Genomic DNA, 25,150 nt, shown 5'->3' on the forward strand with positions numbered 1-25,150 from the left:
TCTCAGAGTGCCGATTGCCGGCGCTCGGAAAAGCGTTCCTCGAACCCCACCACAAATTTTGCCGGCGGGACCGAGGACGACGACTGCTCGACCACGCCATCGTCGGCGATATAGAAGATCGCCCGGCCGATCGAGATCTCGCCCTCCGGCACCGGCACATGAACCATCCATCCGGCACTGATCCGGTGAGCGACCAACTCCGATAATGGATATCCGGTGGTGTCGTACCGGTTCCCGATGATGTAGTCGCCGACCCGTGCGATCGCCAGCCGCTCCGGCATCCGGCGAGGTGGTGCCGGGGCCAGCCCCATGATCGAATACTGGTAGAGCGCGCCATCGATATCGTGCCGCTCGTTGTCACCGAAAACCGCGGCCAGGTCCTCGCGAGTCACCCTGCCCGCTTCCGCCGAGGAAACCAGAGCCGTTGCCGCGGTAGAGATATCACTGCCCGGTGCGGCAGCGAGACCGGCGATGATCGCGCTCACGGAGTCGGCGCTCCACACCCCGGGCACAGCCTCGGCGCACTCTCGCGCCGACGGCGATTGACCCCGGTACCAATGCCCGGCCTCCCACCAATAGCAGAACGACAGCAGACCCGCGGCAGCCCGCGGATTCAACACCGGGTTCGCCACCCAATCCGGCGCGCCCGCGAAGAGTTTCGGCATGGGCTCGCCACCGTTGTACACCGCATCCAAGCTCGGTGCGTTCCACACCCCACCCGACAGCACGGCCCGGTCGCCCGGCAGCACGTGCACCGTCGAACCACTACGCGCGTCACCCTCGAAAACACCTGCCGACGGGAGCATCCGTGGTCCCCAATCCGATCGGGCGGCAACGAATGCCGCGGCGATGGTCGTCCAGCGCGCCAACAGCATTGGGAGCGGGGGAAATTCATGCTCGGCGAGAGTTGCCCACACCTGCCCGTCCCAATCGGCGCGGGCACCCGCCGCGGCTTGCTGCACGGTCCGCTGCTGACGGTCGTCGTGTCCGAGATAGGCGCCCAGCCATACCGGCAGCTTGTCGCGCGGAAACGCCGCCAGATCGGCCCGGTAGGCCTCCGGCGCGAACAGCTGCTCAGGTGGGAACGGCTCCGCGCCGTAGTCGTAGGTGACATCCATCTCACCGGAGTTGTTCATTATCAATAACATTCGCCACCACGGGCCCTGTGGCATCGCCGCCGCCCCGGTCCGCGACCGCCGCACGAGAGTGAGCACTGTCTCCGGGGCGCGCACCGACATTCTTTGCGAGGCAACAGAATACACGAGGTCGGCAGCTTCGGTCACGACCGTCATCGCGAATACCGCGTCCAGCCGACGCCAACCCGTGGGGCCGTGCGCCGTCAACTCGTCGACAAGTCGCTGATCAATGGTGGTATCGATCGACATCTCGGTCATGGTGCAGCCTTTCTTGTTCGTGTCGGCGCAAACGTCTCGCCTGCATTGCCGCCAGTCGGCAGCTTCGGCCGGGTCGGGCGCGCGTCGGGGACGAGCCAGCCTTCCTGGACGCCCTGAAACCGGGGCACCAAGGCCGAGGCCAGCGCGAAGAACCGCGGATCCGTGTTGCCGTCCTGCAGGACCCACGATCGTGACTGCCGGAGGAACGGTCGCACATCCCCCTGGCCGCCATCCCGCGCATAGTGCGCCGTAGCCAGCAAGACTGCGGTTTTCATCGCTTGGACAACCCGCGGCTCGCGAGCCATCTCATCGAGGTCGGGTGGGAATCTGTCACGCGAAAACCGCGTCTTGGGCGCCCGGCGCTGGTCCGGTCCGTTCTCGGTGATGTTTTCGACCGTGTGCGCCGGTCCTTGGCCGAGTTCCTCGAATATCCAGACCGCCGGGTTGGCGAGAAATGTCAGCCTCTCTTCCGCGGGCACGTAGCGAGTCAACCCGGAACCCCCCTGCCAATGACTTGCCGGTAGATGGAAGAGATGACCCCTCTTGCTGTTCGGATGCGGGTCGTCGGGATGAATGGTGAGAATTGTGTATTCCCCCGTTATTTCGGGTTCGGTGAATACGTGTTTCACCACTTCTTCCATCCTGCCGCGGAGCGCGTCGTCCACGATGGTGTATGCACTGCCGGGAAGTTCGAGATCAATCCCCTCCGACCTCATATGTTTTACGAAATTTCGATACGTGCCGGGGACCAGCGCCTCCGCCTCTTCGCTCAAACCGGATCGGAAAGTCTTGGGCAACGGCAGCTTCTTTCCGGTGAGACGTTCGAAATCGCGTGCCACCATCTCGATCACCTTGGACGAATAGCCGACCTCACGGCAGAACTTTGCGAAAAAAACGGGATCTATATTTCGTATGGCAGCCGCTATTATATGCCCGTCTCGGGCGGCGAACATGCACCGCCACAGCGGATTCTCAGCCGCGCGTGGACGCAGTCGGCGCAGCATGCTCTCGCCGACCCACTTATGAAACGGAGCAATGAATTCGGACGCGACATCATAGGCCTGGGCCGTCAATCGCAATCCGTAGGGATCCAACGAAAAAGACCGGCCGATATCCGCTATGCTGGAGAAAGCCTGTTCCACCGGGATTCTCGGGAAGTTGCGGAGGAATTCGTCGCGCATCGGCACCGGCGCGACGAATTCCTGTCGAGTGGAAGAATCGAACCGAGCTACGGTGCGTGACATTCCCGTGCCCGCCTCGGCCATCGCCGATAAACGATTGAATTCATCCGCGTGCTGCACGAGGGTGGCCGCTTCAAAGCACTCGACCGCATCGGCCAGGTGTAAGATCTCAGGAATACCGGCGACATGACCGTAGCGCCTCAGATTTCCCATCGGGTTGTTCTCGAACGGTCTCCACGATTGCCCGAGCAGCAGCTCGCGTTTGTCATTCACCTTACCGACATCAAATTTCCAGTCGATGGCAAATATGGAGGCCCGTCCCAGCTCCCATCTTGTTCCCAATATTTCGTGCAGATTCGAATGCAACTCGTCGCGGATCAGTTTCAGATGGTTTTTCTGTTGCCGGGTAGTTGCTTCCTGCTCTGCGGCTATCTGCCGCACGAAGCGCCCGATCCATGCCATGACCTCGGTGGCGGGACGTTCCCGGCTCACTCGAAGCCAGCCCTCGTCGTGCAAGTAGTTCAGCCCAGCCTGTAGCTCATCGAGGGCATGACGCACCAGACGCGGATGCAGTTCCCCCCTGTCCACCCCGAGCGATTCGGCCAGTTCGTCACGTGCCGCCTCTGCGCGAATGCGCAGCCATTCCAGCGCCAGCGAGTTCGGGGTCAGCATGGCCGGGTCGAGGCCGCGTTCGGTGGCGGCGTCGTCGCGCAGCGCCCGCTGCCACCTGATCTGCATCTCGAGATCGTCGGGAGTCTGGGACAGAACCTGCACCGTTTGCGGCCGCGCGGGAACGGCGGCGGTGTCGGCGGATCGACGGCTCCACGGTGTCGGTGCGGCCTCGGCGGCCGCGCCCTTGTCCGGCCTCTTCCTCCCGTCGTGCTGCCCTGCGTTCTCACCTGCGAAGCGATTGAATACCGCCCACGCTCCGTCGTTGCGTCCATTGCGCCGGCGGGCGACTGCGTGATCGATCTCCACGTCCCTGCCGTTGTCACCGGCCATCTGCACCGGGTCGAATGGCATCGCTCCCCGGCCGCGTGGGGCAGCGGGCGAAGCAACCGGAGTGTCGCCCGCCCGCCCTGGCTTCGATTGGCCATCGGTCGGTGCCAACGCCGTGCCACCGGCATCGCGCCCGGCCTGTTGCGTGGCGCGCACGTCACCGTCCGTCGCAGAATGACGATCGGCCGGTCGATTCTCGGCGGTCACCGAGCCAGCACCGCTCCATGGCGTCACGGACCGCTCAGATGGCTTGTGGGGGGCAGCCGTCAATCCATCCTCGCCCCCTTCCGATCGAACACCACCAGCGTCATGTTCCGACTGCTTCTGCCGCTCGTAAGCAGCCATCAGATGCGAGTGCACCAGCTTTTGGGCGTCCGTTGCCCGTGAACCGTGCATATTCACTGCCATGTTCGCTTCCGCGTACAACTCGCGTAGCGCGACCGCGTCGGCGCCTTCTTGCTCTTTCGGAGTTTCGGAGGCCTTATGCTTGGTCTCGCGCCTTTGAAAGCTATATCCGCTGAGTTCTCGCCGGAGCCAAGCCGGGAATGTATCCATCGTGGTAGACAGCGACGTCCGAACAAAAAGAGCGACAAGTGCGCTCATGATGTTTTGATAGTCCGCTTCCGGGATATATTTCAACCCGCTCAGGTTATGAAACAAGTGGCCTTCTTCGTGGAATGCGAGACTTTTGAACGCCTGTTTACTGTCCGCCGAAAGCCATTGAGAATCCACCGACCTCTGCACAGCCTGCTGAAACAAGGACAGGCTCATCGCATAGCGCTCACTGAGCCAAAAACCGGTTACCTGGCGCCGACCATCGATTTCCTGCGACCTGGTCCAAATCATGCTCGTGTACCTCGAAGGCATATCGACTCCGATTACAGGGCGATGGTGCTCAGGGTCTGGAGCAAGTAGGCCGGGGTTCTTGGTGAGAAGCTCCCGCATTGCCTGGGCGAACTGCCGGAGGGCGTCGAGGTCGAGATCCGGGCCTGCGAGCCCGACAGCCTTCACGCCTAAGTCGTGTTCCAGACCGCGCGCGATCTCTGCTCCCTCCTCCATCGACGCCAGTTCCGCGGCCGTCAGCACTCGCTCGGGTGGCAGCGTCATGCCATGCAGTTGTCGAGCCAGCGTAGTCAGCAGCGAATATAACGCATACTCGCCGGGGCTCGGGTTGAACCAGTATTCTTTGGCTGCGAATGATTGCCGAAACGCTTGTCGAATATCCAGGTCACGCAGAGGTTTCTTGTTGAAGAAGCATGCCTTGGTGAACTGGGTCTGGAGCCATTTGTCGAAGTCGACCGGGCTCTCGGTAGCAGCACGCCTCTCGTGGGTCTTTCGCAATGCGGTTTCCGCCTGCGCTTCCGCTCGCCAGCACGTGGCGAATATCAGCGCGTCTGCGAATATTTCGGTAGCATATTGGCACACTTCTTCAATGGTGAGGCTGCGGTCTTCTTTTCCTTTTTCGCGGACAGCACAATCGACATCCAACTGTAGTCGGCCGGTAACAACCTGCCCGTCGGAAACATGCGGAAACCCGTCGTAAATCCGGCCGTCCTCAAAACCGGTAATTGCCAATTCGCGAATGACAACCATCGGATAATCCGTGAGCCGATCGTGAATCGTCTGCAGGGCCGCCTGGGCCCTCCTCAGGTCGACCCCCGGCCGGAACGACACCCTTGTAGCGGGATTCAACTGCTCGAACGCGTGGACAACACCCAACACGGTGACGTGCTCTGTCGCATCCCAGTCTCGGCGCGGCTCCCACTCGTATGGATCGGGCTGCGGTGCGGCGCCGGGCCCCTGTGGCGACTGTTCCGGCGACAACGCTCCGTGGCCAGGGGCACCGGGAACACCCGGATCCGGCGAACCGGGCGCCGCCGCAGCCGGGTACTCTTTTGCCTGCTGAACGGTCTTTTCCGGCACAATCGGATTCGCCGCCTGTGGATCGGGCGGGAGTGGCTTGTTCCTACGCTTGCCGGGCGGGGTGAAATCGTTGCCGAAAGCTGCCTGAGCCCGTAGGGCGGGGCGCTTCAGCATCGTCTTGCGTTCGGGCGGGGTCGCACGATGGGAGGACGGGACGCCGATTCCCGGGATGTAGTCGAGGCTGTTATCCCGACCGAGGTCGTCGGGGTTCAGGCCGGGCGGAGAGGGTGCGATGGGTGCGCCGGGCGCGGCGCGGTCCAGTGGACCGGAGAACTGCTCGGGCAACGGCGATTGGGGTTGCTCGTCCGATGAAATGGGCAGCTGCAGCGGCGGTTCGGCCGTCAACGGCGGTGTGGGCGCGGCCTCGGGAGGGGGTGTCGGGCGGCTCGTCTTGTTCGGATCCTGCTCGTCGCGTTCAATCGGGTCGAGGGTGAAGCGCGGTGGTGTGGCGGGCAGCCGGGGGAGCGTGTCGGAGGTACGTGGCAGTACGGTTTCGCGCGGCCTCTGCGGCTCCGGCAGCTGCTGGCCGGGGTAGGCGGTGTAGTCCCGCTGTGCCCACCAGTCCCGGTGCTCGTCGGGCTGTTTATTCGGAAACTCGACGACCGGCTTCTCGTGCGGATCGTAGGGCACCATGCCCGGCCGTGATGTGGAGATGATCTCGCCCGGTGGCAGCTCGAACTCCGCCGGCGGCACATCGGGGTCCGCATCGTCGCGCTGCGTTCGCTGTGCGCCGAGCGGTTTCGTCGTGACGTCGGGGGAAATGTCGGCCGTCTGCGCAGCAATTCCGTGCGACGCGCCCAGCGGCGCGGTATGGAGTGAGTGCCCTTGCGCAGCATTGTCGGTCGCGGACTTCGGTGAACGCGCATGCGCGTTCGATCCGTTGGCGTCCGGCTCGGATGCCGCTTCACCAACCGGCCTCGACGAAACGGCCTGTGCACCTGCGCCATTCGTATCGGGCGTGAGATAGTCCGGCTTCAGTGTGCTGCCCTGCGCCGCAACGTGGTCAGCGCCCGGCGTCCCTTCGAGAACCGAGCCGACCGGGTTTGCCTGTGCAGCAAAACCATTCGTTTCCACGTCTGGCCCGGCGACCGTGTCCTCCGGACCGCCTTGCGAGGCAACGTCATTCCCGCCCGGAAACGCTGCGTCGGGAGCAGTTATCGGGGTATCCCCTTGTCCGGTCGGGCTGACCGGTTCCGCCGCGGGGGCGGTCGAGACGGCCCCACCCCGCAGCGAGCGCTCATTCGGGATTGCGCCCGTCGTCGAAGGCAATGAATCCGAGGATGGTCTCGCAGGATTCGGGTGGTCGGTGGACGGGTTTCCCAGCAGCTGCGCCAAGTCACGTTCGAACGCTGCTTTGAATGCGGTCTCGCTTACCGGTTCGTCGATACGAATCCCCTGACGGGGCGATCCCTTTTCGAGGGTGTCGCCGCCGACGGGCGAAAACCCCATCGGATCTTCCGGGGCGTCGTGGCCGGCCTGCCCCTTCGGCATTTGTCCCGGCGCCAACGGCAATTCCGCACCCTCATCTGTGAAGACCGCGCCGAAGACCTTCTCGTCGGTACCGTTGGGGCGTTTCTCGATATGCGGTAGTAGGTCCTGCTTCCAGTTGTGCAGGGCGTTGTCCTCGAGCCGTACCCGAACGGGACCGACCCTGCGCCCCTGTGCGTCGACCTTCCACTCGGTGACGACATCCCCGGCGATCTCGCGCACCTGGTTGCCGACCCGCTCGCGCACCTCGACATGGCCGAGACTGTTTTTGCTCACCACGAACGCGTGCGCACCCAGCCCATTCTTCAACTGCACACCGGTGGCGACGAAACCCCCGTTGTGCTGCACATGCTCGATAACCGCATCCAGCGTGCCGAAACCGCCGGGCCGCCAATCGGCACGCAACATCCGCGCCAGCAGCTCGTGTCCCACCCCTTGCAATCCGATCTGCCGGCCGCTGAGCAGTGACGCGTCGATGTGCCCGTCGCCCACCATGGACTGGATGTAGGACACCACCTCCTGCACGCAATTTCGCAGACCCGCGCCCATCTGGGGCGCCGCCACATACTGCGCACCACCATCACCTGCGGAGGAAGCCGACTGCGGTTCGCCTGCTCCACTCCCGGCTCCGGTGCCCGAGCCGCCACCGTGATGCGTCGAATCACCGTGTACATCAACCATTTCCGTCGAATGCGGTGGTTGATGACCGGTTCCGGTCTCGTGGCCGGGGACTCCGCCGCCGCTCGCGGCTCCGGCCCCGTCGAGATCGCCGGGGGCAAGCTCCGGCGTCGCGCCACCTCGTTGCCCGGCAGGTCCGTGCGTGACGGCCGCCCCTTCGTGTACGAGCTCGCCGGGCCTCGACATGTGTGTCGCTCCAGCGGAAACATTCGCATCTTCGTGCGGTCTGGGCGCCACCGCCGTCCTGCTCGACGCCGATTGCCCGGCTTCCACTAGCGGCCTGTCGGGGTTACCCCCCTGAGTAGGGGGAGTACCACCGGATTGCGGTTTGTGTGACAACCCCGGTCGCTCGTCGCCGGCATTCGGGTGCCGACCGGTGCCGTCGCTGTCACCCCGTTCAGCCCGAACACGCTGACTGTCGAGAAACTCCTTGACGGCATCGCGTGCCGGGCCCGCTTCGAAATCCTCGGCACGCAGTGTGCCCGCGAGTTTGCGGTCGAGTTCGGCTCCCATCTTCAGCAGTTCCGGACCGATCTCGGGCTGAGCCGCATGCCCGTCACCGGCTGCCGGCATCGGTTTGCGAGCCGTCGGCAGATCATTACCGACATGCGGGAAGTTCTGGGCGTGGCCGGGTTCGATCTGTGGTGCGACCCGGTGGACCGGGCCACCGGGAGATACACCTACCTGGGCAGCGCTACGGCCGGCTCGTAGCGCCGAACCCGCCGCTCCCACGAAGCCGGCCCCGAATCCCGTCAACAACATGTCGGCCAGATGCATCGGCTCGCCGGTCAGCGACCACGCCGTGACAGCGCCCGCGCCAGCGCCCGCGACGCCGCCCAGCGTGCCCGCGGCCACCGTCGCCATCACATGGGTAGCGACTGTCGATGCCACCGGTGCGGCCATCGCGGTTACCGCGGGCGCGACGAGGCGGCCGACCTCGGCCCCCACCAGCCCACTGACCGCGCCGACCGCGGTCGCCACCCCGACCACACCGAAATCCACCGAATCGCGGTGTCCCTGCGCGATCTGTATCTCCTGGGCCCCCCACTGCACTCCGCCGCCCGCGACCATCCCGAAGAGCACAGCGCCGGAGTTCATCGCCAATCGCGGATGTTCGGCGGCGAATCGTGCCACCAGCTGCAGCAGCCGTAACAGGAGCTCACGCCATGCGACCTGCATCGCCGCCTCGGCTTCCAGCCGGTACACCATCCCCTGCACCAGGCCGACACCGGTGGTGGCCGCCACCGCGGACGCCACCAGCTGAGCCAGCAGAATTGCGGCGATTCCGACCACCACATATTGCTGGAGTTCGAAGGATGTAGCGGCCTCATGCAGCTGTTCGGCGATACTGCGGCCGAACTCGCTCATCTTGCGCGCGTCTGCGATCAGCTCCCGGTAGCTGGTTCGCATAGCGTCGGCGGCAACACCCTCGAACGTCGCCAGGTCATCGGTCAGCACCTGCTCGAGCCGAACTGCCAGTGCGGCCAGCTCCTTCGCCGAGGCCGACCACCCCTCATCGGCGCACTGCCGCATCGAGCCGGGGTCGGCCTTCGGACAGTGTCCGAGCACGATGTCGACGAGCCAGCTCGGAAATTCGTCCGGAATCTGCACCATCAGCGGGCCTTCGATCGCTCACACGCGATCGCGACGACCAGCCGATGAAGTGCTTTCGCGGGGCCGCCGGCCTGTTGTGCGCGTAACTCGACCTCGGCGAATGCGGAGGCCAGCGCCGCACGAGGTTCGAAACGGCCGCGCGGGAAGCTCCCGGTCAATTCGGCACGCCATCCCCGGTAGCCCTCGAGCACACCGGCGAGGCTGTCGTCGTACCCCCACGGCCCATTGATTCGGTGGTATTCGGTGATCAACGTCCGCTGCACCTGCTGCCAAGCCCGAGGGCCCGCCTGCGCCGCCATTACCCGGCCGAAGCAACCGATCATGACCGAATACAGTGGCCGCGTTTCGGATTCGGCCACCATATGTCCGGAGTGTGTTGCCGCGCAGACAATTTCGCTGAGCGTGGCAGGCTCGATGACGGCGGTGCGGTCGAGCGCGATCACGGTCGCCGGATCGTGTCGCACCTGTGACACCACACCAGCCAGGTCCACGATCTCGATCCCGTCGAGAGTGAGGAACGGATACTTGCCGAACATGTCGCCGACGGCAGCCGCGATCTCATCGACCAGGGATTCGGTAACGCCCGGAGTATCGAACCCGGCTACCCACAGACCGTGCCGGGCAGCAAGTTCCCGCGCTTTTGCTGCGGCCGCCGGAACACTCTGTGCGCGTGACCGTTTCGCCAGCGCGCGATCGCGCTTGGAACCTCGCGGCTTGGTGGTGCGGCGGGGCTGTGTCGCCTTCGGTGCGACCGGCTGCGGGCGCCGGGGCGGAAATACCTGTCCGGGCGGGAGGGCGCTCGGCCCGTTCTTCGGCGGCGGAGTATTGAGCGGATTTCGAGCCCACGGCGTACCGGGCTTCGACCACGGTGTGTCCGCGGTCTTGTTCGCCGCGGTCCGCGGACGGTCGGGTTCGCCGGACCAGGGCGTGGCAGCAGCCGCGGGTGGGGACGAATTTCCGGCGATCGGCGGCAGGACGGAGTCGGGCACCTCCTGTGGTCGTTGCGGATCGCGCAGCCCGGGGCTGTCCAGCCGATCCAGATCGGCGTATTCCGGTTGATCGGGCGCATGGAGATACCCACTCGGCTGGTCGGCCGGATATTGCGCTTGATAAGGGAAATTGGGAGTCCCGGTCGGATCGGGTGGCGTGGGGCCGATGTCCTGTGGCACGGCTCCTCGGGCCAGTGCGGACGGAATCGGCTCGGGTTGTTGTGATTCCGGTTGTTTCACAGGTTGGCCGACCGGCTGATCGCCACCGAAAACGACCTGCCCCGGGCTATCGAACCGCGTCAGGTCCGCATCGGGGAGCGAACGGCCGAGATCCTGATCCTGGACATCGAATACGTCGGCTGTGCCGCCGACATTTTGCCCCAACCTGTGCATCCGGTCGACCAGGCGCTCGAATCCGGCGACTCCCTCGGTTGCTTCCGGCTCGTAACTGTCACCGAAGATCCGCCCGGGCTCGTCATTGCCCCAGCACTCGCCTTTGTCGGCCAGCGTGGACTTCAGCTGTTTCAGCCGATCCCGCGCGGCGTCGGCGATGGACAGCAGGTCCGGAGCCAGTGCCCGCATCCGGTCCAGATCGACGTGCAACGACTGCCCCATAGCAGGCAATCCCCCTCATCATCGGCCGAGAGTGTCAGAATTCTTGTGGACAGAACGGTGCAGTGCTAATTTTCGGCTATCTGTCTCCCAAGGCATTCGCGGCAAGAACCGAGCCAGTGTCCGATGCGTACCTCGGGCGGCACAACCGCAGCGTCATCTCCTGCCCGATTCCGATAGTCGCCGACACGGAAGCGTAGGTTTCGTATCGAGGCCGCCGCCACACGAACGAGAAGGGCCCCGCATCTCGACGGTGCGGAGCCTCTGCAAGTCACGTTGAATCAGATAGCGCGGACGTCCTGGGCCGGCGGACCCTTCTGACCCCGGCCTACCTCGAACTCCACGCCCAGCAGCGAGTACTCCTGCATCGGCGACAGGCGGACCTCGATGCATTCGGCCCGCGCGCTACGGACGCGCATGGCCTCGGTGGGGAAGCCCTACGACGAAGCCGTCGAGTGTTTCGAGGGCGATCGGGGTTTCCCCTGGTGCTGGATCTATCCCTCGACCGTTGCTGTCGTGCTGTGCCACAACGACTTACGGTTTGGGCACCCGAATCTTGCGGTTGCGGGCACGAGAACCCCCGGCGTCTACCGCTCCCCCTGGCGATCGGTACAGACTGCTGAGCGTCGTCGGAAGCCTGTCTGGGAGATACTCTATGACGGAGTCATTAATTCAGCTGCCCACCTCTGGGGAGTCCGATTCGCATCTGTGCTCGGATCCGGCGGCCCCGAGCTCGCTGCCCAGACCGGCATCACCACCTGCTGGGCCACCATCCACTTGGCGCTGATCAGCCGCCGGAACAACTGCGCGGCCGAGGTTTACGTTGAAAATTTCCAGTAGTCGCTGCCGTACATTCGAATACCGGGTCACTCGGGCGAGCCCGTGCGCGGTCGACCTCGCGCCGTCCGAGATCGGAGTGACCAAACCGTTCTTCGACTGCCTGCTGCTGGGGGTCGGGGTGCAGCGCGGCGATCGGGTAATCACTGCCGCAGCGGTGGAAATCGTCAAAAGCATTGTGGCGCAAACCGGTTCGGTCTACATCGTGATCGATGGGTTCGCACACTGGGCCGAGGTCACCGAACAGCTTGGGTCGGCACCGGAATTCGACGTGCTGGCCGGACTCGCCGACGCGCTGGACGTGTTGGCGGAGCTGACCGAACGGCTGGAGGAACGCGGCGAGTTGGTCCATCTGATGCCGTTCGGCTGGAACAACGTCCAGCGCGTCGAGTTGTTCGATGGGCAGTGGCCCAGGCAGATCACCGATATCCAGCTCGACAGTTCCCCGGCCTGGTCGTCGTTGCGTCGGCCGGACCGGCGCCTCACGCCACGGGTGCGGATGCCATGCGGGCGCAACTGACGGTTGACGTGTCGGCGGGTGTGCGGTCAGTCTGCGACGGCGTCGGCGGGCTCGGTGGCCGTGGAACCGGTACCGCGCGTTGCGGATTCGAACAGCAGGGCCGCGACGATACCCGTAACCGTACATTCAGGCGCGCAAACCGTAAGTCTCAACCGCACGGCACGACGGGGTAGCCGATGCGGGGATAACATGCCGAGGCGGGGATAACATGTTGTCAGGCCAGAGCCTGGAGGCAATCGAGTTGACGTCGGGTTTCCGTATAGGTGGGCCGACCAGATGCGTCTGCACGGCAGTGACCTCCGTCGGGTGTGGTGTTTACGACGACGTCCGGGAGTTGCTGGAGTCGGCGACATTCCACCGGTCGGCAACAGCGGAGTTCAGGGTTCGTCGGACAGTCTTGCGCATGCCGCCAGGACTCCTCACCGTGCTGCGGTGTTGGCGATGGCCAACTCGCTCGCCCCGGTCACGCGCCGAACGAACTGCTGTTCAGCGGGGCAGTCATCACCGTTTGATCCAGGAGGAGGGTGTCACATGAGATACGACCGGTTGGTCGTCAACGATGCCCAGGAATGGGCCGAACTCACCAACGGCTTTGTGCCGATGGGGCATCGGATACAGCACCTCGGCGAGTGGACCTCCACCCTGACCGTGCAGCAGAGTACGGTGTACAGCCTGCTGCGCTGGGACGAACCTGACGGGCGGGTTGGCTATCGCACCCCAGGTCATGTCCGGCGTGAAGCTGCTGACGGATTCTACTGGCTGGTGCTCCCCCAGCACACCTCCTTCGTCGTGGGCCGAGAAGAGGGCGTGATCACAGCACCCCGGGGTCACGCCATGCTGTTTGGTCTCGACCAGGTGTGCTGGATGCGGCCCGGTCCCCGCGCGCTGGCCCTGCAGCTACCGCGCACCGAGATCGACCACGCAATCTCGGTGGACGGCTCGCGGTGCACCCCATTGGATATGGATTCCGGTCTGGGCCGGGTCACCCGGACCTTGATCCACAACGTGCATGCCGAGCAGGCGGACTTCAGCGACCGTGAGTTCAATGCGGTGTGTGATCGAATCAGCGAGCTGCTGTGCATGCTCGCACTGGGCGACACGAGCCCGCAGCGCGGGCACCTCGACGAGACGGTGGAGGCCGTGCGACGGTACGTGCGCGACTCCGTTGGGGTCGCGGATGTGCGGCTACCCGCGGTCGCACACGCACTCGGCTGGTCACCTCGGCAACTACGGGTCGCTCTGCACCAAGCGGGCACCACCTATCGCGATGTGCGCCGAGACGAAGCACTGCGCGTGGCCCGGGACTTGCTGGAAAGTGAAGGGGCCCAGGGCATGAGGATCACCGAAATCGCCGAACGCACCGGTTTCACGCCGAACTGGTTCTCTTCGGCATTCAAGGCCCGCTACGGCGAGGCACCGCGCGAGTTCCGGCAGCGGCGTCTTGCCGGGTCGTCCAACGACCCGCCACGGCTGCGGTCAGGTGCCGCAGATGAGGTTGCGCTCGACGCGACGGGGTAGTCGTCGCAGTCGGTCTGCCTGCCCCCGTCGCTTCGCGAACGCGAAACGTAAATCGCCACCGTGAGCTGGAACGGCGGGGCTCCGGCAGGCGAGGTCGGCGCTGCCAGCGTCTTTCATGGACCGAGGCTGTATCCCCCGGAGATGATGAGTTTCCTTGCTGCCGCTGCCGCTGCCGCTGCCGCTGCCGCTGCCGCTGCCGCTGCCGCTGCCGCTGCCGGTGTCGGTGTCGGTGTCGGTGTCGGTGTCGGTGTCGTTGTACGGTCCGACAGATCTCCGACGGACGGCGAGTGCGGGCGCTCGAACGAATTGTGACGGACGTAACGGATCCGGGTCACCAGCCACCTTGGAAGAGAACGACCTCTCGGCGCCGTGCCGGAGAGATCGACATACGAGTGAAATGGGAATCTCCTTGAGCGCACAAGAACCCTTGTCTCATGCACCGGCCTGCCCGGTGGCTCACGGTTCACCGCTGAACTCGGAGGGGCCGCCAGTGCCGTTGCACTCACCGGAATTCGCTGTCGATCCGCATCGGGCATACCGTGAGATGCGCCAGCGGTTCGGTTCGCTGGTGGCGGTGGAACTGGCGCCGGGGGTGCCTGCCACGTTGGTGATCGGCTACCGGGCCGCATTGCGCATTCTCAACGATCCCGATCATTTTCGGGCCGACCCGCGACACTGGCAGCGAAATGTTCCCGCTGACTGCCCGGTATTGCCGATCATGGAGTGGCGGCCCACCGGAAGCCGCAGTGCGGGAATGGATTTCGCGCGATATCGGCAAGCCACCACCGCGAGTATCGACGGCATCGACCTGTACGGTCTACACGCCGTCGTGCAGCAGATCGCGGTCACGCTGATCGACGGCTTCCAACCCGACGGGACAGCAGATCTGTTGAGCCAGTACGCATTTCCGCTGACATTCCAGGTCTGCTGCGCCCTGGTCGGCTGCCCGGACGAGATCGGGCAGCGGGTTGCCGCGGGCATGGCCGCGATGTTCGAGGGCACTGACGCCGACAAGGGCAACCAGATGGTGTACGACGCTATGCGCGAACTCGTGGCACTGAAGCGGTCCGAGCCGGGCAATGACATCGCATCACTGCTGCTGCAACACCCTGCCGACCTCGATGAGGAGGAACTGGTCCACCAACTGGTTACCTTCTACGGTGCGGGAATCGAGTTGCAGCTCAACTTGATCGTCAACACGTTGCTGCTGATCATCACCGACGATCGATTCGGCGACAACGTGCTCGGCGGCAGCCTGTCGACGCGCGACGCACTCGACGAGGTGCTGTTCAACGACCCACCCCTGGCGAACTACTGCATCACTTACCCCAGACAGCCGATCCTGATCGACGACTTCTGGCTACCCGCCCACCAGCCCGTCGTGATCAGCATGGCCGCGTGCAACAACGACCCCTCGATCCGAACCGAAGACCGCACAGGAAACCGTTCACATCTGGCATTCGGGATCGGCCAGCACGCCTGCCCCGCCCGATCACTGGCATATATGGTCGCCCAGGACGCCATCGATCAACTCCTTGACAGGCTGCCGAACATTCGTCCGGCACTCCCCGGCGTCGAACCCGCCTGGCGCCCAGGGCCGTTCCACCGGGCATTGGCCACGCTGCCGGTGACGTTCCGCGACGCGGGCGCCCCAGCATGAGCTTCGGGGAGAGAGTTCAGCAATCCGCCCAGGGACGTGCGTCGCCTCGCGTTCCGCATGCGCGAACACGGTGTCAAGCCCGAGCTCGAGATCTGTGACACCGGCCATCTCGACGCTTGCCTGCGGTTGCGTGATGAGGGGCAGGCGTTGTTCGCCGTCGGAGAGTTCGTCGCTGGCGCACTGCCAGGCCCCTGCGAGGTCAAATGCAGATGCCCTGGATCGCGCGTGATCGACGCCGATACGACCTTGTCCTACGCCTGCTGGGTTTCGCACTGTCACAGTCGCCCAAACAGATTCGCATGTTCCCCCTCAATCTCTATCTCTGGGACCTACGCCGCCGGATGCGCAGCGGAACACCACTGTTGTAGGTTCCACGCTCTGATTTGGGTCTTCAACGATGGCGGCCGGAACGAGTTGGGTGTGGCTCTCCTGCCGAGGCCGCCCGACGCCAGGGACACATCGATCCCGTTGCCCCGCCACCAGTTGACCAGCCGAAAACCACAGGTCGCCCCCGTTCCCATGTTCGACACGCGCCGCCGAGGGCACGAACCTACGGCAAACGGACCAGAATCGTCACGCCACCGCTATTTGCCGATGACCAGCAGTTTTCGGTGTCGCAGCAGGTTGGCGTACTGGTCGATACCCCCTCCGGACACAGAACTGTGGCATTGATGCCAGCCGGCGGCTTGAGCGCGACTGTACCGACCAGCTGCGGCTATAGGCACCCTTGATCCCTCGAGGGCCGAATGTGGCCAGGCGGAGGGCGACCCACGATGCGCAGGCGCGAGAGTGCAGTGTCCGCTGATGCGTTCTGTCAAACAGTCACGCGTGTCTGAGCCATGGTGCCGAACATGCGGGAGATCCCCCGACCTGCCGCATGCAGAGCCGGAACTGCGGTACGGGCCGACGCGTCGTTGGGGACGACGACCGACAGCGCCGCCACGATCCGCCCGCCCGCCGCGCGGACCGGCACCGCGATACCGGTGGCGCACTCGTCGACGAACCCGGGGCAATAGGCCAGGCCGGTGCGCCGTATCTCGCCGAGCGTCGTGCGCAGCAGATCGGGGCTGGTGATCGTGTGTGGTGTCAGCGCCCGCAGCGGACTCGACAGCACCGATTCCTGCAGCTCACGAGAGCCGTGCGCGAGCAGAATCAACCCGCTCGAGGTCGCGTGGAGCGGGAGCCGCCCGGCGACGCGGACCCGGTTGCGGACGGCACGCGGCGCGGAGAGCCGTTCGATGTAGAGCACCTCACGGTCCTGCAGCACGCCCAGTTGCACGTTGTGCCCGATAACGCCATGCAGATCAACCATGACCGGATAGGCCGCGTCGTGCAGGCCGAGGGTCGGCGCGGCGCGGGAGGCGAGTTCCCACATCCGCACGCCGACGCACACCTGCCGCTGCGCATCCCGGCGCAGCCAGCCGTACTCGATCAGCTCGTTGACCAGGCGTGAGGCGGTCGCCAGCGGCAGATCACTGCGCTGGGCCAGTTCGGACAGGGTCACGGCCCGATGATCGGGGCCGAACGCCTCGTAGATACGCACCACACGCGATAGTAAGGATTCGCCGCTCGAGGATCGGGCCACGCTGCCGCCTCCATTCAATCAATCATCAGCTTTGCTGATATAGATGAGATGTGTACCACTCCGAGACGACCGAGGTCAATCCTGTGACAACCGCCATCGACCTCGACGCGATCACCGCCATCGATGTCCACACGCACATCCACGCCGACGACTGCGGCAACCTCGCCCTCGACACCGAACTGATGACCGCGGCCGAGGCGTACTTCAAGACCGACACCCCGCCGCGACCGACGGTCGATGAGCTCGCCACCCGCTACCGCGCGGCGCGCATGGCCGCCGTCGTCTTCACCGTCGACGCCGAGGCCGCGACCGGGCACCCGGCGCTGCCGAACGAGGAACTCGCCGCGGCCGCCGCCGCCCACCGCGACGTGCTGATTCCGTTCGCCTCGATCGACCCCGCGCGCGGGGTCGCCGGGGTGCGCGCGGCCCGCAGGCTGGTCACCGAATTCGGGGTGCGCGGATTCAAATTCCATCCGAGCCTGCAGGGCTTCGCACCCAACGACCGCAGCGCCTATCCGCTATTTGCCGAAATCGAAAGCCTCGGCGTCCCAGCTCTTTTCCATACCGGCCAGACCGGCATCGGCGCGGGATTACCGGGTGGGCGCGGGATCAAACTGCGTTATTCCGACCCGATGCTGCTCGATGACGTCGCCGCCGATTTCCCCGGCCTCACCGTCATCATGGCCCACCCGTCGGTGCCGTGGCAGGACGCGGCCATCTCGGTCGCGACCCACAAGGCCAATGTCTACATCGACCTGTCCGGCTGGTCGCCGAAGTACTTCCCGGCGCAGCTGGTGCGCGCGATCCGCGGTCAGCTCGCACGCAAGGTGCTGTTCGGTTCCGACTTCCCGATGATCACCCCCGAGCGCTGGATCCGCGACTTCGCCCAGCTCGAGATCGATCCGGCCCTGCTGCCGGACATCATGAAAGACAACGCGATCCGAGCGCTTCGCCTGCGTTGACCGCGGGTTCACAGCCACCACAGTGCGCTGTGACCCAGTTCTCATTGAATGAAAAGATCCGTTGAGCGTGCTCCCGCTGTCGCCTTTCCTGATCGGCATTCAGTCACTTTTCGAACAGGAGCGGGTTGATGCACAACCAGCCCACAGAAATCAGCAAGCCGATCACTCCGGCCGCAGCCAAACAGGCCGCCACCGCGAGTTTCATCGGCACCGCGATCGAGTGGTACGACTTCTTTCTCTACGGAGCCGCGGCGGCGCTGATTTTCGGGCCGCAGTTCTTCCCGTCGAGCAATCCGGCGATCAGCCAGCTGGGCGCGTTCGCCAGTTTCGCGGTCGGCTTCCTGACCCGCCCGCTCGGCGGTGTCATCGCGGGCCATTTCGGTGACCGGATCGGCCGCAAGCGCGTGCTGTTGACGTCGCTGCTGCTGATGGGCGGCTCGACGGTGCTGGTCGGCCTGCTGCCCAACTACGCTCAGATCGGTATGGCCGCACCGATCCTGCTGTTCACCCTGCGCCTGCTGCAGGGTCTGGCGGTCGGCGCGGAATGGGGTGGGGCCGCGCTCATGTCGGTCGAGAACGCCCCCGCCGGACGCAAAACGTTCTACGGCGCGGCCACCCAGCTCGGTGTGCCCGCCGGCGCGATCATCGCCTACTCGATGATGCTGCTGCTCTCGGCGGTCACCGGTGACGCGTTCAACGACTGGGGCTGGCGGATCGCCTTCGTGGCCAGCATCGCGCTCGTCCTCTACGGTTTGCGGCTGCGCCGCAAACTGGCCGAAAGCCCGCTGTTCGCCCAGGAATCCGTGCACGGCAAGACCGCGCGCGCACCGATCATCGAGGTGCTGCGCCGCTATCCGCTCGGCGTGCTCGTCGCGATCTTCGCCGCCGCCGCCAGTCCTGCCGTCGGCTACATCGTGCTGACGTTCATCCTGTCCTACGGCACGAAAGAGATCGGCTACTCCCGTAATTCGCTGCTGATCGTGGTGATCGTGGTGAGCATCGTGCAGTTCGTCGCGATGCTGGTGCTGTCGGCCATGGCCGATCGCTGGGGCCGGAACAAGTTGATGGTGGTCGGTTCGGTGTTCCAGGCCATCGCCGCGCTGATCTTCTTCCCGATCTTCGACACCGGCGTCGTCGCGCTCGCGATTCTGGCCTGTTCGATCGCATTGATCGCCCAGACGACGCAGTACGCGCCGCTGCCCGCGCTGATCGCCGACCTGTTCCCGACCAGAGTGCGCTACAGCGGTTCCTCGATCGGCTACCAGTTCGGCGCCATCCTCGGCGGCTCGCTCTCGCCGATCATCGCGACCGCCATCTTCACCGGTACCGGCAGTTCGCTGCTGATCGGCGTGTATCTGGCGGTCCTCACCGTGGTGTCGGGCATCGCGATCGCGATCGCACACCTGCCGGCGCTGCAGGCACGCGAGCCCGAAGCCGAGACCGAAGTTGCTTCGGCACCGGTCAATTCGTGAGATCGCGCCGCGAGAAGCGGCCGAGGCGGGCGCTGCCGGGGAAATCGTCGCCGCGGTCGCCGCGGGGCTGCTCCTGAAGCCGGGGGGTGTACTCGGTGGACGGCGCGCGGTTCAGCATCGGCCGAGATGTCGACACACCGTCCTGAATTCACCTCTCGCATAGGTGAATTCGACATCGATCGAAGGTATTTGTGATGTTCAACCGTAAGAATCTGCTTTGCCTGAGCAGTGTGGCCACGGCGGTCACGCTCGGCCTGCTCGCAACCGGTGCGGCGAATGCCGACACGTTCGTTCCGCTCTCCGGCGGGGAATTGGTAAAGACCCTCTCCGACGGCACCGTTGTCACGGTGCACTTGACCGGCGAGTCAGCGACCATCAGTCCCTCGCTCGGTTCCACGCCGGTGCACCGTAATGCTTGGGTGTCCGGCAGCGCGCAGGTCGAGGTGGCCGGCGAGGGCGCCGACGGTGGGCTCATCACGGCCGGGTATGTGGTCGGTTGCCAGGTCGATATCGCCGGCGGCAGCGTATCGGGTGGCGTCGACGGTTCGGTGAGCAGTGCAGGCCAAGGGGCCGCGGGCGCGAATACCGGCGGCGAACTGTCGCTGGGCCCGGGCCAGGCCACCTCGTTCTACATTCTCGATCGGGAGAAGGCCGACGATTTCGGCGCCGAGTCCCACAAGCCCTACAACGTTTTCGCCGGCGCCAGCGGCTCGGTCACCTGGGCGGACCAGACGATCGGCCTGTCCGGTTGTGGCGGGTATGCGCAGGCACGGGCTTTCGTGAATGTCGAGGTCGTCACCGAGAGTGTCACCAGCTGGGTGACCTTGTGGGGGCAGCCCTTCAGCCTCGGCTGAGTCCGGATCCCACGACAGTACCGACCCGAGACCGCCCCGGATGCCATCGTATCCCGGGGCGGTCTCGTCGTCTCCGAAGGCACATCCGGTGGCAGGGCTCGATGCGATCGGCGGTGTCAACGGCCAGTACCGCTAGAGCTGATGCCAATACCGGTGCCGGACAACGCAAAACGGCCCCTCGATCCCGGATGAGGATCGAGGGGCCGTTGGTGCGGCGTCGAGCGGGTGACTCTCAGCCGTATTGCCGCTTGACCTCCGCCTTGCGGATCTTGCCCGAGCCGGTGGTCGGCAATTCGTCCACGAAGACGACAGAGCGGGGAATCTTGAACCCGGCCAAGCGTTCCCGCAGGAAGGCGAGCAGTTCGTCGGCGTCGGGCTGTGTCCCCGCCCTTGCGACGACGACCGCCCGGCCCACCTCGCCCCACTTCTCGTCCGGGACCCCGATCACCGCGCAGGCCGCGACCTGCGGGTGATGGGCGATCTCGTTCTCCACCTCAGCGGGGTAGATGTTCTCCCCGCCGGAGATGATCACGTCCTTGACCCGGTCCACGATGTAGGCGTAGCCATCGGCATCGATGGTGGCCACATCGCCCGAGTGGAACCAGCCGTCGCGCAACGCATCCGCGGTGGCGTCGGGCCGGTTCCAGTAGCCGCGCATCACATTGGGCCCGCTGACGAGGACCTCGCCGCGCTGCCCCGGCGCCACCTGCGCGCCGTCGGCGTCGACGACGCACACATCGGTGAAGAACGACGGCACGCCGGCCGAGCCGAGCTTGGCTTCGGCGTGCGCCCGATCCAGGACGAGCACGCCCGGCGCGGCCTCGGTCATCCCGTAGCCCTGGACGAAGCCGAGGCCGCGTTCGACGTAGCGGGCGATGGTGGCATGCGGCACCGGGGCGCCACCGCACAACAGAATCCGCAGGGTGGACAGATCGGCGCCGGCCCAGCCCGACTGCGCGGCGAGCGCGTCGAACATCGTCGGCACGCCGAATATCCAAGTGACGCGCTCCTGCTCGATCAGCGCGAGCACTCTCGCCGGATCGAACTTGGCCAGCAGCACCACCCGCCCGCCCTTGAGCAGGGTCGGCAGGCAGATCATGCCGAGCGCGGCCGCGTGGAACAGCGGCGCGGCCACCAGCGACACCTCGTCACCGGCGACATCGCTCTCGACGAGCACATTGAGCGAGTTCCAGGTGAGGTTGCCGTGGGTGAGCACGGCGCCCTTGGGCCGCCCGGTACTGCCGGAGGTGTACATGATCAGGCAGTCGTCGTCGAGGCCGACCTCGACGTCGATCGGTTCGGCCGATGCGGCGGCCAGCAGGTCGTCGTAGCCGCCGACGCCGCCGACGCGCACGATGCCGAGGCCGGCAGTGCCGGGCAGGGCCGCCACCGCGGCATCGTGCTCGCCGTCGTGCACGAGCACGCGCGCACCGGAATCGGTGAGGGCGTACTCGATCTCCGCCACGGCCGACCGGTTGTTCAGCGGCACGAAGACCGCGCCGAGTCGGCCGGCGGCGAAGAGTATCTCCAGGTAGACGGGATGATTCGGGCCGAGGTACGCAACCCGGTCCCCCGCACCGACGCCGAGGGCGCGCAGGGCCTGCGCAGCGCGGTCGACCCGCTCGTGCAGCTGCGCGTAGGTGATCTCCCGATCATCCGCGGTGACGGCGACGGCCGTCGGTGTCATCCGGGCGCGGCGCGCAGGCCATGAGCCGAGTCCCCGATTCCGCACGTTCATCCTCTCCTTGCGGTTATTTGGAACGGTCGAAGGCGCCGAGACCGGGACGGTAGGTCTTGTCGTCGAGGAACTGACTCAGACCCTTCTCCCGGCCGCCTTCGACATCGAGCGTCCGCGACTGGTCCAGCTTGGCGTACAGGTAGTCCTCGGACTGCGCCCAGGTCATCTCGGCGGCGAACTTGTAGCCGACCTTGGCGGTGTGCAGCACCACCTGATTGAGGCCGGCCAGCTTCAGCGCCAGCTCGCGGGTCCGGCCGCGCAGCTGATCGGCGGGCACGGCCTCGTTGACCAACCGCATCTCGGCGGCGCGCGCACCGTTGAAGGGCTCGCCGGTCATGATGTAGTACAGCGAGTCGCGCTGGTTCACGGTGGCGGCCATGGCCTTGGTGACCACCGACCCCGGCGGGATACCCCAATTCACCTCGGACAGGCCGAACTGCGCCTGCTCGTCGGCGATGGCGAGGTCGCAGGCCACCAGCGGGCTGAAGGCGCCGCCGAAGCACCAGCCGTTGACCATCGCGATGGTGGGCTTGGCGAAGTAGGACAGCCGCCGCCACTGCCATTCGGTGCTGGCCCGGCGCGCGCGGTTCTGCGCCGCCACTGTGCCGGCGGCCTCGACGTGGCGGAAGTATTCCTTGAGATCCATTCCGGCGGAGAAGGATTCACCCGCACCGGTGAGTACGAGCACGCGGCAGCGGTCGTCGTACTCGAGCACGTCGAGGGTCGCGCACATCTCGTCGTTGAGGGTCGGGTTCATCGCATTGCGCTTCTCGGGCCGGTTGAGCGTTACCCACGCGATGCCGTCGTCGAACTGCACGTCGACGGTGTTGCCCCAGGGTTCGGCGGTAGTGTCCATCGCACACATCCTTTATCAGTATTGCTGATGATTTCGGGGAAAGATGTACCGCACCGGATCCGGTCCGTCAATACCGGTTTCCACTCCCGGTATCGCCGCCGGAATCGTTCAGTCGGTGGGCATTTCACCCAGATCGCGAGCGCCTGCCTCGGCGGCGAGGGTCGCGGTGCCGTGGGCGAGCACCGTGCGGAATTCCGCGCGACGGCGCGGGCTCAGACCGTCGAGAAGCTTGCCTTCGATCGCGGCGACCAGCGGCCCGGCTTCGCGCAGGACCTCGCGCCCGTGGTCGGTCAGCGTGGCCACCAGGACCCGCCGGTTGGCCGGGTCGCGGTCGCGGAGGATCAGGCCACGTTCCTCCATCGTCTGCACCATGACATTCATGGTCTGCGGACGCAGGAACGACCGGCGCGCCAGCTGCGCCGAGGACAGGCCACTGCGGCGCTCCAGCACGGTCAGCGCGGTGTATTGCAAGGTGGTCAGGCCCAGCGGGCGCAGCGCGTCGTCCATCAGCGCGCGCACCGCCAGTTCCAGTTGCTTGATCAGGTAGAGCGTCGATGGTGCTTCGAGTTTCGGCCGATCGGTCACCGGGCCATCTTTACACCGCACGACCGTCCGGCAGCGCGTCCGCACCGCGGGCTTCCATTCAATGAAAGTGCCGTAGTGGCCCCGGCCACAGAAAGCCCATCGTGGCACAATGCCCATTTCTCGTGCTCTTCTGATCGGCGGCAACGAGGTTCCGGCCACGTCGGCGCGGACCACGACCGTGACCGATCCCTGGTCGGCCACCGTCTACGCCACGGTCGCGGCCGCCACGCCCGCCGATGTCACCGCCGCCGTCGACGCCGCCGACTCGGCGTTCACCGCGTGGGCCGCCATACCCCCATTCGAGCGTCGCGCGATCTTCCTGCGCGCCGCCGATCTGCTGGACGCGCGCGCCGAGCAGGCCATCGGGCATATGGCGGGCGAGGTCGGCGGCGCGGCACCATGGGCCGGCTTCAATGTCATGCTCGCCGCGAACGTCTTTCGCGAGGCCGCCGCGGCGATCACCGCACCCCGCGGTGACGTACTGACCTCGGGCGCACCCGGTGTGCTGAGCATGGCCGTGCGCGAACCGCTGGGTGTCGTCGCGGCGTTCGCGCCGTGGAACGCGCCGATCATCCTGTCGGCGCGAGCCGTCGCCGCACCGCTGGCCGCGGGCAACACCGTGGTGCTGCGGCCCAGCGAGGCCGCACCGATCTCGAGCGGGCTGCTCGTTGCCGACGTGCTGCACGAGGCGGGGCTGCCCGCCGGTGTCCTCAATGTGGTCACCAACGATCCCGCGGACGCACCCGAGATCGCGCGCACGCTGATCACCGACGAGCGGGTGCGCGCGGTGAACTTCACCGGTTCGACCGGGGTCGGCCGGATCATCGGCACCCTCGCGGCCGAGCACCTCAAGCCCGCCGTACTGGAGCTGGGCGGCAAGAACTCGATCATCGTGCTCGACGACGCCGACGTGGACTACGCGGTCGGCGCCGCGGTATTCGGCGCCTTCGCCAACTCGGGCCAGATCTGTATGTCGGCCGACCGGGTGCTGGTGCACGAGTCGCTGGCCGCGGAGTTCACCGCGAAGTTCGCCGGCGCGGTGGCCGGACTGCCGACCGGTGATCCGTCGGATCCGCAGACCGTCATCGGTCCGATGGTGAATCCCGCTGCCGCCCAGCGCATCGCGGGCCTGGTGGCCGACGCGGTCGCCAAGGGCGCGACGGTCCTGGCCGGTGGCGGCGAGCCGGAGCGGGCGCTGCACCGCGCGACCGTGCTGACCGGTGTCACCCCCGCGGCGAACCTGCACCACGACGAGGCCTTCGGCCCGCTGTGCGTCGTCGACACCTTCGCCACCGACGCCGAGGCAGTCGCCATGGCCAACGACACCGAGCACGGCCTGTCGGCGGGCATCATCACCGAGAACGCCACCCACGGCCTGCGTGTCGCGGCCGGCCTGCGCACCGGCATCGTGCACATCAACGACCAGTCCGTCGGCGATGAGCCGCAGGCGCCGTTCGGCGGCGTCCGCAACTCCGGTTACGGCCGCTTCGGTGGCCGCTGGGGCATCGACGCGTTCTCCAACACGCGCTGGGTCACCCTGGCCACCGAGCAGCTGCCGTTCCCCGGCTGAGCTCGGTCCGGCCGGATCACCCGTTCGCCCGGGTGGTCCGGCCTTGTCGTCGACCGGTCGGCGGCGCGCGAAAAGCCCGGCTCCTCGTGGGAGCCGGGCTTTCGTCTGTGTGCCT

General features: G+C 65.9%; 15 protein-coding genes and 1 pseudogene. 9 read left to right on the plus strand and 7 right to left on the minus strand.

Annotated features, from left to right (window positions below):
* Positions 1-2: 2 nt before the first annotated feature.
* The 3 genes from ACQP1G_RS29945 to ACQP1G_RS29955 form a co-directional block, all read right to left on the minus strand.
* A complete protein-coding gene (locus tag ACQP1G_RS29945) occupies positions 3-1,394 on the minus strand; it encodes a hypothetical protein (RefSeq protein ID WP_433192926.1) in 1,392 nt (463 codons plus the stop codon).
* Positions 1,391-8,767, minus strand: coding sequence for a hypothetical protein (locus ACQP1G_RS29950; RefSeq protein WP_433192928.1), 7,377 nt, complete (start codon positions 8,765-8,767; stop codon positions 1,391-1,393). The genes ACQP1G_RS29945 and ACQP1G_RS29950 overlap by 4 nt, the downstream gene beginning before the upstream one ends.
* A 509-nt stretch (positions 8,768-9,276) precedes the next feature.
* Positions 9,277-10,881 carry a hypothetical protein gene (locus ACQP1G_RS29955; protein WP_433192929.1) on the minus strand — a complete coding sequence of 535 codons (1,605 nt, stop codon included), beginning with the start codon at positions 10,879-10,881 and terminating at the stop codon, positions 9,277-9,279.
* A 913-nt stretch (positions 10,882-11,794) separates the two neighbouring features.
* On the opposite strand from ACQP1G_RS29955, the gene ACQP1G_RS29960 reads away from it, so the two are divergent.
* From ACQP1G_RS29960 to ACQP1G_RS29980, 5 genes and pseudogenes are all read left to right on the plus strand, one after another.
* A complete protein-coding gene (locus ACQP1G_RS29960; RefSeq protein WP_433192931.1) occupies positions 11,795-12,235 on the plus strand; it encodes a hypothetical protein in 441 nt (146 codons plus the stop codon).
* 531 nt (positions 12,236-12,766) lie between these two features.
* The gene (locus ACQP1G_RS29965; RefSeq protein ID WP_433192932.1) at positions 12,767-13,753 is read left to right on the plus strand and encodes an AraC family transcriptional regulator; all 987 of its coding nucleotides are present in this window, start codon (positions 12,767-12,769) and stop codon (positions 13,751-13,753) included.
* A 397-nt stretch (positions 13,754-14,150) separates the two neighbouring features.
* Positions 14,151-15,413 carry a cytochrome P450 gene (locus ACQP1G_RS29970; RefSeq protein ID WP_433192933.1) on the plus strand — a complete coding sequence of 421 codons (1,263 nt, stop codon included), beginning with the start codon at positions 14,151-14,153 and terminating at the stop codon, positions 15,411-15,413.
* Positions 15,407-15,542, plus strand: a pseudogene (locus ACQP1G_RS29975) (3-keto-5-aminohexanoate cleavage protein); the annotation flags it as partial. The gene ACQP1G_RS29970 and the pseudogene ACQP1G_RS29975, both read left to right, overlap by 7 nt.
* 80 nt (positions 15,543-15,622) lie before the next feature.
* Complete coding sequence (locus tag ACQP1G_RS29980; protein ID WP_433192934.1) at positions 15,623-15,781, plus strand: hypothetical protein; 159 nt, start codon at positions 15,623-15,625, stop codon at positions 15,779-15,781.
* 446 nt (positions 15,782-16,227) lie between these two features.
* On the opposite strand, the gene ACQP1G_RS29985 is transcribed toward ACQP1G_RS29980, so the two are convergent.
* The gene (locus tag ACQP1G_RS29985; protein ID WP_433192935.1) at positions 16,228-16,998 is read right to left on the minus strand and encodes an IclR family transcriptional regulator; all 771 of its coding nucleotides are present in this window, start codon (positions 16,996-16,998) and stop codon (positions 16,228-16,230) included.
* A gap of 83 nt (positions 16,999-17,081) precedes the next feature.
* Here ACQP1G_RS29985 and ACQP1G_RS29990 point away from each other — a divergent pair, with 83 nt between their 5' ends.
* The 3 genes from ACQP1G_RS29990 (at position 17,082) to ACQP1G_RS30000 (ending at position 20,286) form a co-directional block, all read left to right on the plus strand.
* Entirely contained in the window at positions 17,082-17,960 is an 879-nt protein-coding gene (locus ACQP1G_RS29990) for an amidohydrolase family protein (protein WP_433192937.1), read from the plus strand.
* A gap of 128 nt (positions 17,961-18,088) precedes the next feature.
* Positions 18,089-19,432, plus strand: coding sequence for an MFS transporter (locus tag ACQP1G_RS29995; RefSeq protein ID WP_433192939.1), 1,344 nt, complete (start codon positions 18,089-18,091; stop codon positions 19,430-19,432).
* Between the two features lie 194 nt (positions 19,433-19,626).
* On the plus strand, positions 19,627-20,286 hold the full coding sequence (locus ACQP1G_RS30000; RefSeq protein ID WP_433192940.1) for an MspA family porin: 660 nt from the start codon (positions 19,627-19,629) through the stop codon (positions 20,284-20,286).
* Positions 20,287-20,518: 232 nt separating this feature from the next.
* Here the strand turns inward: ACQP1G_RS30000 and ACQP1G_RS30005 are convergent, their stop codons facing one another.
* The 3 genes from ACQP1G_RS30005 to ACQP1G_RS30015 form a co-directional block, all read right to left on the minus strand.
* Positions 20,519-22,024: an acyl-CoA synthetase gene (locus ACQP1G_RS30005; protein WP_433192941.1), complete on the minus strand. Its 1,506-nt coding sequence runs from the start codon at positions 22,022-22,024 to the stop codon at positions 20,519-20,521.
* A gap of 13 nt (positions 22,025-22,037) precedes the next feature.
* On the minus strand, positions 22,038-22,880 hold the full coding sequence (locus ACQP1G_RS30010) for a p-hydroxycinnamoyl CoA hydratase/lyase (RefSeq protein ID WP_433192943.1): 843 nt from the start codon (positions 22,878-22,880) through the stop codon (positions 22,038-22,040).
* Between the two features lie 108 nt (positions 22,881-22,988).
* Complete coding sequence (locus tag ACQP1G_RS30015) at positions 22,989-23,465, minus strand: MarR family winged helix-turn-helix transcriptional regulator (protein WP_433192945.1); 477 nt, start codon at positions 23,463-23,465, stop codon at positions 22,989-22,991.
* Between the two features lie 109 nt (positions 23,466-23,574).
* On the opposite strand from ACQP1G_RS30015, the gene ACQP1G_RS30020 reads away from it, so the two are divergent.
* Complete coding sequence (locus ACQP1G_RS30020; RefSeq protein ID WP_433192947.1) at positions 23,575-25,035, plus strand: aldehyde dehydrogenase family protein; 1,461 nt, start codon at positions 23,575-23,577, stop codon at positions 25,033-25,035.
* Positions 25,036-25,150: the final 115 nt, after the last annotated feature.

It is taken from the genome of Nocardia sp. CA-107356 (assembly GCF_050946365.1).
Classification (GTDB): Bacteria; Actinomycetota; Actinomycetes; order Mycobacteriales; family Mycobacteriaceae; genus Nocardia.

What these genes read in the sequence shown, in the direction of transcription:
- ACQP1G_RS29945 (WP_433192926.1), bottom strand. Translation starts at nt 1,394, where the DNA reads ATGACCGAGATGTCGATCGATACCACCATTGATCAGCGACTTGTCGAC.
- ACQP1G_RS29955 (WP_433192929.1), bottom strand. Translation starts at nt 10,881, where the DNA reads ATGGGGCAGTCGTTGCACGTCGATCTGGACCGGATGCGGGCACTGGCT.
- ACQP1G_RS29965 (WP_433192932.1), top strand. Translation starts at nt 12,767, where the DNA reads ATGAGATACGACCGGTTGGTCGTCAACGATGCCCAGGAATGGGCCGAA.
- ACQP1G_RS29970 (WP_433192933.1), top strand. Translation starts at nt 14,151, where the DNA reads ATGGGAATCTCCTTGAGCGCACAAGAACCCTTGTCTCATGCACCGGCC.
- ACQP1G_RS29980 (WP_433192934.1), top strand. Translation starts at nt 15,623, where the DNA reads ATGCCCTGGATCGCGCGTGATCGACGCCGATACGACCTTGTCCTACGC.
- ACQP1G_RS29995 (WP_433192939.1), top strand. Translation starts at nt 18,089, where the DNA reads ATGCACAACCAGCCCACAGAAATCAGCAAGCCGATCACTCCGGCCGCA.
- ACQP1G_RS30000 (WP_433192940.1), top strand. Translation starts at nt 19,627, where the DNA reads ATGTTCAACCGTAAGAATCTGCTTTGCCTGAGCAGTGTGGCCACGGCG.
- ACQP1G_RS30005 (WP_433192941.1), bottom strand. Translation starts at nt 22,024, where the DNA reads ATGAACGTGCGGAATCGGGGACTCGGCTCATGGCCTGCGCGCCGCGCC.
- ACQP1G_RS30010 (WP_433192943.1), bottom strand. Translation starts at nt 22,880, where the DNA reads ATGGACACTACCGCCGAACCCTGGGGCAACACCGTCGACGTGCAGTTC.
- ACQP1G_RS30020 (WP_433192947.1), top strand. Translation starts at nt 23,575, where the DNA reads ATGCCCATTTCTCGTGCTCTTCTGATCGGCGGCAACGAGGTTCCGGCC.